7 protein-coding genes are annotated in these 7,896 nt (G+C 60.0%); all 7 read right to left on the bottom strand.

Annotation, left to right across the window (positions count from 1 at the left end; genetic code table 11):
* On the bottom strand, positions 1-296 hold a 296-nt coding region (locus tag BLT65_RS39555; protein WP_341865848.1), incomplete at its 3' end, for an ATP-grasp domain-containing protein.
* 260 nt (positions 297-556) lie between these two features.
* Entirely contained in the window at positions 557-2,128 is a 1,572-nt protein-coding gene (locus BLT65_RS39550; RefSeq protein WP_091788885.1) for a methyl-accepting chemotaxis protein, read from the bottom strand.
* 59 nt (positions 2,129-2,187) lie between these two features.
* On the bottom strand, positions 2,188-3,192 hold the full coding sequence (locus tag BLT65_RS39545) for an FAD-binding oxidoreductase (RefSeq protein WP_091788882.1): 1,005 nt from the start codon (positions 3,190-3,192) through the stop codon (positions 2,188-2,190).
* Positions 3,189-4,229, bottom strand: coding sequence for a 4-hydroxy-2-oxovalerate aldolase (gene dmpG, locus BLT65_RS39540; protein ID WP_091788879.1), 1,041 nt, complete (start codon positions 4,227-4,229; stop codon positions 3,189-3,191). Before dmpG ends, BLT65_RS39545 begins: the two co-directional genes overlap by 4 nt.
* 13 nt (positions 4,230-4,242) lie before the next feature.
* Positions 4,243-5,193 carry an acetaldehyde dehydrogenase (acetylating) gene (locus BLT65_RS39535; RefSeq protein ID WP_091788876.1) on the bottom strand — a complete coding sequence of 317 codons (951 nt, stop codon included), beginning with the start codon at positions 5,191-5,193 and terminating at the stop codon, positions 4,243-4,245.
* Between the two features lie 21 nt (positions 5,194-5,214).
* Complete coding sequence (locus BLT65_RS39530; RefSeq protein ID WP_091788873.1) at positions 5,215-7,083, bottom strand: feruloyl-CoA synthase; 1,869 nt, start codon at positions 7,081-7,083, stop codon at positions 5,215-5,217.
* Positions 7,083-7,868, bottom strand: coding sequence for a 2-keto-4-pentenoate hydratase (locus tag BLT65_RS39525; protein WP_091788870.1), 786 nt, complete (start codon positions 7,866-7,868; stop codon positions 7,083-7,085). The genes BLT65_RS39530 and BLT65_RS39525 overlap by 1 nt, the downstream gene beginning before the upstream one ends.
* Positions 7,869-7,896 lie beyond the last annotated feature (28 nt).

The raw sequence follows: 7,896 nt of genomic DNA, 5'->3' as shown, positions 1-7,896 counted from the left end.
TCGATCAGCAGGCGATTCACCTTCTGGCCTTCCGGGCCAGTCTGGTGCGTGACGAGTTGCATGCCGAGGATCTGGTTCGAGTACTCACGAACCTGGTCCAGCGACTTCGCGACCTTCACGCCGCCACCCTTGCCACGGCCACCCGCGTGGATCTGAGCCTTGACGACCCACACCGGGCCACCAAGCTCTTGTGCGGCCTTGGCCGCATCATCCACCGAGAAGACCGGCTTGCCGCGCGGTACCGCGACTCCGAATTTCCGCAGGATTTCCTTACCCTGGTACTCGTGAATCTTCATGCCTCGTTTCCTTCAAATCGCAATAGATTGAACTTCATTAACCAGTGATGGCTTGCGCGGTAGGGGCGGTATCGAACTCCTCGTCACGCTGCATCTCAAGTGCGCGATCGTGGCTAGGTGTTTCGGATCACCTCGGTGTCGGGGTATCGCGACCGGTGCCAATTCGAGTGACACCGAATGCGAGCCTGTCCGATGCGCATTGCGTGCTACCGTCACGTCGATCGCCCATTGGAATACCAAAATGTGTGAGATGTTCCAACTCAAGCAGTTTCGGCTACCAATGGATTTGACGCTGAGACCCGGAACACCGATACGGCCACCTCCAATGCCGTTGCCTGTCCCTCGAGTGATCGAGTCGCCGCTGCTGCCTGTTCAACCCGCGCGGCATTCTGTTGCGTGACATGATCCATTTGCACGACAGCCTGGCTGACTTGCTCGATGCCGTGACTTTGCTCGTCCGAGGCCACCGTGATCTCTCCAATAATGTCCGACACCTGCCTGATTGCCTGCTTCACGTCCAGCATCGTCGAACCGACCTCCGTCGCTTGCTGGGCGCTGTCCTGGATCAGCGCGACCGATGCACCGATCAACTCGTTGATCTCCTTTGCTGCCGCAGCGGCGCGTTGTGCAAGGTTACGCACCTCGCTCGCCACTACTGCGAAACCGCGGCCCTGCTCGCCTGCGCGTGCCGCCTCCACGGCGGCGTTGAGGGCAAGAATATTTGTCTGGAAAGCGATGCCCTCGATGACACTGGTGATCTCCGAGATCTTTCCCGAACTGTCACTGATCCGCCTGATCGCGGTCACCATCCCTTGCACCGCTTCGTTACCGACATCAGCGAAACCGGTAGCTTGTGCCGCGAGCGTATTCGCCTGACGCGCGTTGTCGGCATTTTGCTTCACTGTTTCGGTCAGCTGCGTCATGCTTGCGGCCGTTTGCTCCAGCGATGTCGCATGCTCTTCCGCACGCGCCGACAAATCCGTGTTGCCGGCAGCAATTTCGCGCGACACGCCCTTGATGAGTTCAGCCGATGCCTGAATTCCACGGACCGTCACTTCCAGCTGGTGGTCCATTTTCGACAGGGATTCCAGCAAATGGCCGAGTTCGTTGCGAGAAGCGACGGTGACGCTGTTTCCTAGCCTCCCCGCCGCTATCTCATTTGCGATGTGGGCGGCGATTCCAAGCGGCCGCAGCATCGTTCGCATCCCATAGATGGCACATGCGACCCCGACCAGCACGCTGACGCCGATCAGGACGACAATGACCAAGCGCGCAAAGCCGAATGTGGATTCACCGTCAGCGACAAACCCCTTCGCCTGAGACTCGACCATGTCTGTGTCAGCATCGATTGACTCGCCCAGTTTCGCTGCTACAGCCACAAGCTCAATCATCGCAGGCCGGACGGCGTCTAAGTCGTTTGCTTCGAGGGCAGTCCCCGTGTGGTTCGTCAGCGTTTCAAACTGCCTCAGGTACGCCCCGCTCTTGTCGGCAATCTCCCGTGCCTGATTGCTTGCAATCCCTCGGTAGTAGCGCGTCCATGCCTTGTCCATCCGTTCTTCACTGGAACGAATTTTCTCCATTCCTGCCTTTAGTCCCTCGCGATCCGGTATGGACTCGATCATCCTCAGCTGGAGCAAGATATCAAGTTGGCCCGCACGAACCTCTGACAATTCGCGAATAAGGGCGGTGCTTCGCGCGTATGAGTCGTTCAGGTATGACCGGAGCTTTGAAAGACCATACGCCCCTGAGCCGCCAATTGCGAATAGTAAAAGCAGAAATACGCCGGTCATAAGAGCCATCTCAAGCTTGATGCTCCGCGTCCCTCGATCCATCTGATTCCCCTGATCTTTCACACAACGAAGTTGACGGCAGCCCGGCGACCCGTGTCAATTTACCCAGCTTCCACGCGACTCACAAAAGAGTCACTAAAGAAGTTCTCTATCGGAAGCCGATTGCGGCGGGTGAATGTATGACGTGCCCCCTCGACCATCAGCGGATTACCACATGCGTAGACCTCGTGCGTCGAGAGGTCGGGGAAATCCGACGCCACTGCTTCGTGGACGAAGCCCGTCCGTCCGGTCCAGCCCGGCTCATCACCCGACAGTACCGGGACAAATCGAAGACCGGGATTTGCCTGTTCCCAGGCTCGCAGCTCGTCGTACGCGTAGAGATCGGCCAATTGCACGCCGCCCCAGTAAAGCACCGCCCCTCGTCGCTGAATGGTCGCCCGATGGGCCTTGAGCATCGCTGCGATCGGCGCGTAGCCCGTGCCCGATGCCAAAAGGATCATCGGAGCGGACGTGTCCCGTAGCATGAACGTGCCGAATGGGCCCTCAATGCGCAGCATGTCTCGCGGCTTAAGCGTCCGGTAGACGTAGTTGGAAAAACGCCCGCCAGGGACCGCGCGAACATGCCATTCGATGACGCCATCGTCACCGGGCGCGTTTGCCATCGAATAGCTACGACGCGTCCCATCACGCAGGATTACCTCGACGTATTGGCCTGGCTGGAATGACAACCCTGACGATGGCGAGACGTTCAATACGACGCGCGCCACATCCTCGCTCACATGTTGGACTTCCACCACTCTCGCCCCCGTCTGCACGAGGTGCTGTCCAGGCGTCGTTCCGACTTCGGGCGCCTCGATCGTGACATCCGTCACGGCGTGGGCCTGACAAGCAAGGACGTAGTCGTCGCGCACGCCTTCCGGCTCGAAATCATCCGGATAACACACGTCGCCGGAAACAACCCGCGTTTCGCAAGCATTGCACTGGCCGCGACGGCAGCTATGACGCGGAAAGTAACCGGCAGCCAATGCGGCGTCGAGCAGACTGCCCTCGGTGGGGCATGAAACTTCTACCCCGGCCGGCTCGATTCTCAGCTTGAACACAGTCATGCAGTTACCCGATCGTCCGAGTCAACTCCCTTGAGCAAATCCAGCGCGACGTCGACGATCATGTCTTCCTGGCCGCCGACCATGCGACGGCGACCAAGCTCGACCAGAATGTCGACAGTCTTTAACCCGTACTTCTTCGCAGCGACCTCGGAATGCCGCAGGAAGCTGGAGTAAACGCCTGCGTACCCAAGCGCCAACGTCTCGCGGTCGACCCGAACCGGTCGATCCTGCAACGGGCGAACAAGATCTTCTGCCGCGTCCATCAGCTTGTAGAGATCACAACCGTGGTGCCAGCCAAGGCGGTCGGCGGCAGCGACAAAGACCTCAAGCGGCGCATTGCCTGCGCCGGCGCCCATGCCCGCAAGACTCGCATCGATGCGGTCGCAACCTTCCTCCACCGCGACAACGCTGTTCGCCACCCCAAGGCTCAGGTTGTGGTGCGCATGGATGCCGGTCTGTGTCTCAGGCTTCAGCACGTCCTTAAACGCGCGGAAACGCTCGCGCACGTCGTTCATGCCAAGCGCGCCTCCCGAATCGACGACGTAGCAGCACGTCGCTCCGTAGCTCTCCATCAGCTTTGCCTGCTGCGCTAGATGCTGTGGCGTCGTCATATGACTCATCATCAAAAAGCCGACGGCCTCCATTCCGAGATCGCGGGCATATTCGATGTGCTGCTTCGAGATATCGGCCTCGGTGCAGTGCGTGGCCACACGCACGATACGTGCGCCGGCATCATACGCACTACGCAAATCGTGAATCGTTCCGATGCCGGGCAACAGTAACGTCGCGACCTTCGCGTGTTTGACGGCGCTGGCCACGGCGGCGATCCATTCGAGATCCGTATGGGCACCGAATCCATAGTTGAAACTGGAACCTTGCAAGCCGTCACCGTGTGCCACCTCGATCGAATCGACCTTGGCCTCATCGAGTGCCGTGGCGATCGCGACGACCTGTGCCACGCTGTATTGATGCCGAATTGCATGCGAGCCATCACGCAGCGTCACGTCGGAAATGTAAAGCTTCTTGCCGGATGTCATGCCATCTCTCCTTTCAGGCGGTTGCGTTGGCGAGCATCTCGGCGGCCATGCGTTCAGCGCAGGCCATGGCCGCCGAGGTCATGATGTCGAGATTGCCGGCATAGGACGGCAGGTAGTGCGCGGCGCCTTCCACTTCGAGGAACACTGAGGTTTTCAGGCCAGTCATGCGCGCACCGACGCCAGGGATGTTCAACGGCGCGTGCCCTTCGATTCGATCGAACTGAACTTTCTGTTTGAGCCGATAACCAGGCACGTAGCGGTTGACGGCCATGACCATGTCATCGATGGATCGGGCCACCGCATCCTCGTCAGCTGGCTCGGACAGGCAATAGACAGTGTCGCGCATGATGAGTGGTGGCTCGGCCGGGTTAAGGACGATAATGGCTTTACCCTTTGCGGCGCCGCCGATCTGTTCGATCGCCTTGGAGGTGGTCTCAGTAAACTCGTCGATGTTGGCACGCGTGCCCGGTCCCGCCGACTTGCTCGAAATCGATGCAATGATTTCGCCGTAGTGCACCCTAGCCACGCGGGAAACAGCAGCAACGATTGGAATCGTAGCCTGGCCGCCGCAAGTGACCATGTTGACGTTGCGCGCGTCGATGTGTGCATCGAGATTGACCACCGGCACGCAGTACGGGCCAATCGCCGCCGGCGTCAAGTCGATCAACCTCACATCGGGCTTGAGTTGGCGCAGGAACGCGTCGTTCCTGACGTGCGCGGCAGCGCTCGTTGCATCGAACACGATGTCGATATCGCGAAATACTGGCAGACGCGTCAGGCCGTCGACGCCTTCATGTGTCGTTGCCACACCCATGCGCGCGGCTCGCGCCAGACCGTCGGAGGCGACGTCGATGCCAACCATCGCTCCCACTTCCAGATGTTCGCTGTGACGCATGATCTTGATCATCAGATCTGTGCCGATATTGCCCGATCCGATGATCGCAGCCTTGAGTTTTTTTGCCATCTCTAGTCCTTCGCTTATGCGTTAATCAGTGGCGGGGACGATGACCGAGGCGCCTCCGCCAAACAGCCGTTCGACCTCGTGTGAACGTGACGCCAGCACTCGCCGCTGGTTCACGTATCCCTTGTCGGTGATCTCGCCTGCATCCAGGTCAGGCGACGAACTCAGAATCGCCGCACGCGCGACGCGAGTGGATGAACCTTGACCCGCATTGAGGGCGGCCAGCGCCACAGCAATCGTTCGGCGGACCTCCGGACATATAGCGAGGTGCTCGCCCGTCATAATGTTCGAGTTGTCGCCCGCCAATGACCGCAATGCCGGCGACGGGAAGATCAGGAACCCGATTTCGTCTCGGTCATGCCCCGCCACGACGACGTCCTGCGCATACGGCGTAAGTGCTGCCACAGCGCGCACACGCAACGTGCCAACCGACACCCACGTTCCCGTGGTCAATTTGAAATCTTCTGAGACGCGTCCGTCGAACAGGATGCCTGCGTTCGGATCAACCGGATCGGCAAGCCGCCCTGCGTCGCCAATCATGTAAAAGCCGTCCTTGTCGAACGCCTTTTCAGTGAGCTCAGGCACGTCCCTGTAACCCGGAAAAACCTGTGTCCCGCGCACGCGCATCTCGAGCTTGTCGCCGTTAGGTACGAACTTGACCTCGGTGCCGGGAACGGGCACGCCCAGATTGCCGGGTTCGGGATAATGGAAATGCAGGCTAGTAACGAGCGGGGCGGTCTCGGTCGCTCCCCACGCCGAACTAAAAAGCAATGGCGTATCACGATGGCGCAGTGCGACGGCCTTGATACGATCCCATAACGGTCTGGGCAACGCCGCGCCCGCGAAGAACATCCCCTGCAGACTCCCGAAAAAGTGCGCGGCCATTGACTCGTTCAGTTCCAGGTAAGGCAGCAGCGCATCGAATCCGCGCGGCACGTTGAAATAGAGCGTCGGCGAAAGCTCCAGCAGATTTCGGATCGACTTCTCCATCAGTCCCGCCACGGGCCGCCCGTCGTCGATATACAGGGTGCCGCCGTTGCGCAAAATTAAGTTGAAGTTGTGATTGGCACCGAATGTATGGCTCCACGGCAGCCAGTCGAGCGCAAGCGGAGCGGCGTGGTCGATGAACTGCCAGACCTGGGCGATAGCCTCCTGGTTCGCGCACAGCATCCGATGCGTGTTGATCACCGCCTTGGGCTTGCCCGTAGAACCGGATGTCAGCAGGTATTTCGCATGCGTGTCTGGCGTGATGCGCGTGAAGGCTTCTGTGACCGCGCCGGTTTCGCGCGTCTTGCGCAGGTTGTTCAGATCCGTCGCGTGGGCGGGGACGTTGCGCGAAAACAGCTGCGGGCAGTTCGTCCCGCAATCCAGCATGGCTGAAGCGTAGACAGCACCGTCGTCCGCATACAAAAGGCCCGGATCAAGCAGGCGCAATAGAGCTTGTAGCCTACTGCGATCTCGCGTAACGCGCGCATACGCCGACGATACGATGGAGACCGGCAAGCCGACGTGCATCGCAGCCATCTTCAGAAGTGCCCCATCGATGCTGTTGTCCGACAGGATTGCAATCGGCCTTGCAGGCGTCATTCCCATGTCGAGCAGCCCCTGCGCGATCGCACCGATTTGCACCCGCACCTGTGCGTAGGTAAGGCGGTTCCAGTTTTCGCCGTCTGGCGTACGCTCAGCGAGGAAGACGCGTTCGGGGGCGTGATGACTCCAGTGCTCAAGCCATTCACCGATGCAACGGGCATATGGCCGTAACGGCATGCGCGAGCGCAAAACGAAACTGCCATCGGGCGAATCGATCCGCTCGATGTCGGGGACCGCGAGCGCAAGTCCGAGTGGCGACCGGCCAGTGCCAGGTCGGACTGGAAAATTGTTCATCGCGTTCATCAAGCAATGGACATCGAGCAGGTCACTCGACCGAGACCGCTGATATCTACCTCGATGCGATCACCCTGAGTCACCGGCACCATAGGCCCCAGCGCACCAGACATCACGACATCACCGGCGCGCAGTGGCTGGCCAAGCTCGGCCATCTTCTTCGCGAGCCAGTAAGTCGCCGAAAGCGGATTGCCGAGGCAAGCGACACCCGCGCCGACCGACGCGGTCTCGCTATTCTTGCGGAAATCCATTCCACATCCGGCGAGCACCAAATCACCGATCCGGCGCGGTTCGAGGCCCAACACATAGAGGCCGCACGAAGCGTTGTCCGCTACCGTGTCGACGAGCGTGATCTTCCAGTCGGTAATCGCACTGTCGACAATCTCAATAGCCGGCAACGCATATTCCAGTCCGATCAGGAAGCGGCCCCAGCTAAGCTCGGCCTCATCGAGATCGCGGCCGACGACAAACGCGATCTCGCCCTCGGCTTTCGGTTGGATCAGTCTGCCAGCCGGTAGCTCGGCGCCGCTCACGTACTCCATGTCGGCATACAGCACACCGTAATCGGGCTGGCTAACACCAAGCTGCTGCTGTACGGCCTTCGAGGTCAGCCCGATTTTCTTGCCACAGATCTTCGCGCCGGCGGCAACCGCCCGGGCGACGTTCGCCTCCGCCACTGCGTACGCACCCTCTACCGTCTGGATGTCGAAGGTCTCGGAAACGCGAGCGATGGTCTGTCGCGTCGCGCGTGCCTGCCACAGGGCGTCGGCCGCTGCTTGAATGTTCGGTTCCATGCGTGTCTCCTCGTTTTGTGTCTCGTCA

The organism is Paraburkholderia steynii (assembly GCF_900100565.1).
Lineage (GTDB): Bacteria > Pseudomonadota > Gammaproteobacteria > Burkholderiales > Burkholderiaceae > Paraburkholderia > Paraburkholderia terrae.
The sequence above is the reverse complement of the archived record's forward strand: the minus strand, read 5'-3'. Positions and strand labels throughout refer to the sequence as shown.

Coding starts and splice junctions, on each gene's coding strand:
- BLT65_RS39550 (WP_091788885.1), bottom strand. CDS start 2,128: ATGGATCGAGGGACGCGGAGCATCAAGCTTGAGATGGCTCTTATGACC.
- BLT65_RS39545 (WP_091788882.1), bottom strand. CDS start 3,192: ATGACTGTGTTCAAGCTGAGAATCGAGCCGGCCGGGGTAGAAGTTTCA.
- dmpG (WP_091788879.1), bottom strand. CDS start 4,229: ATGACATCCGGCAAGAAGCTTTACATTTCCGACGTGACGCTGCGTGAT.
- BLT65_RS39535 (WP_091788876.1), bottom strand. CDS start 5,193: ATGGCAAAAAAACTCAAGGCTGCGATCATCGGATCGGGCAATATCGGC.
- BLT65_RS39530 (WP_091788873.1), bottom strand. CDS start 7,083: ATGAACGCGATGAACAATTTTCCAGTCCGACCTGGCACTGGCCGGTCG.
- BLT65_RS39525 (WP_091788870.1), bottom strand. CDS start 7,868: ATGGAACCGAACATTCAAGCAGCGGCCGACGCCCTGTGGCAGGCACGC.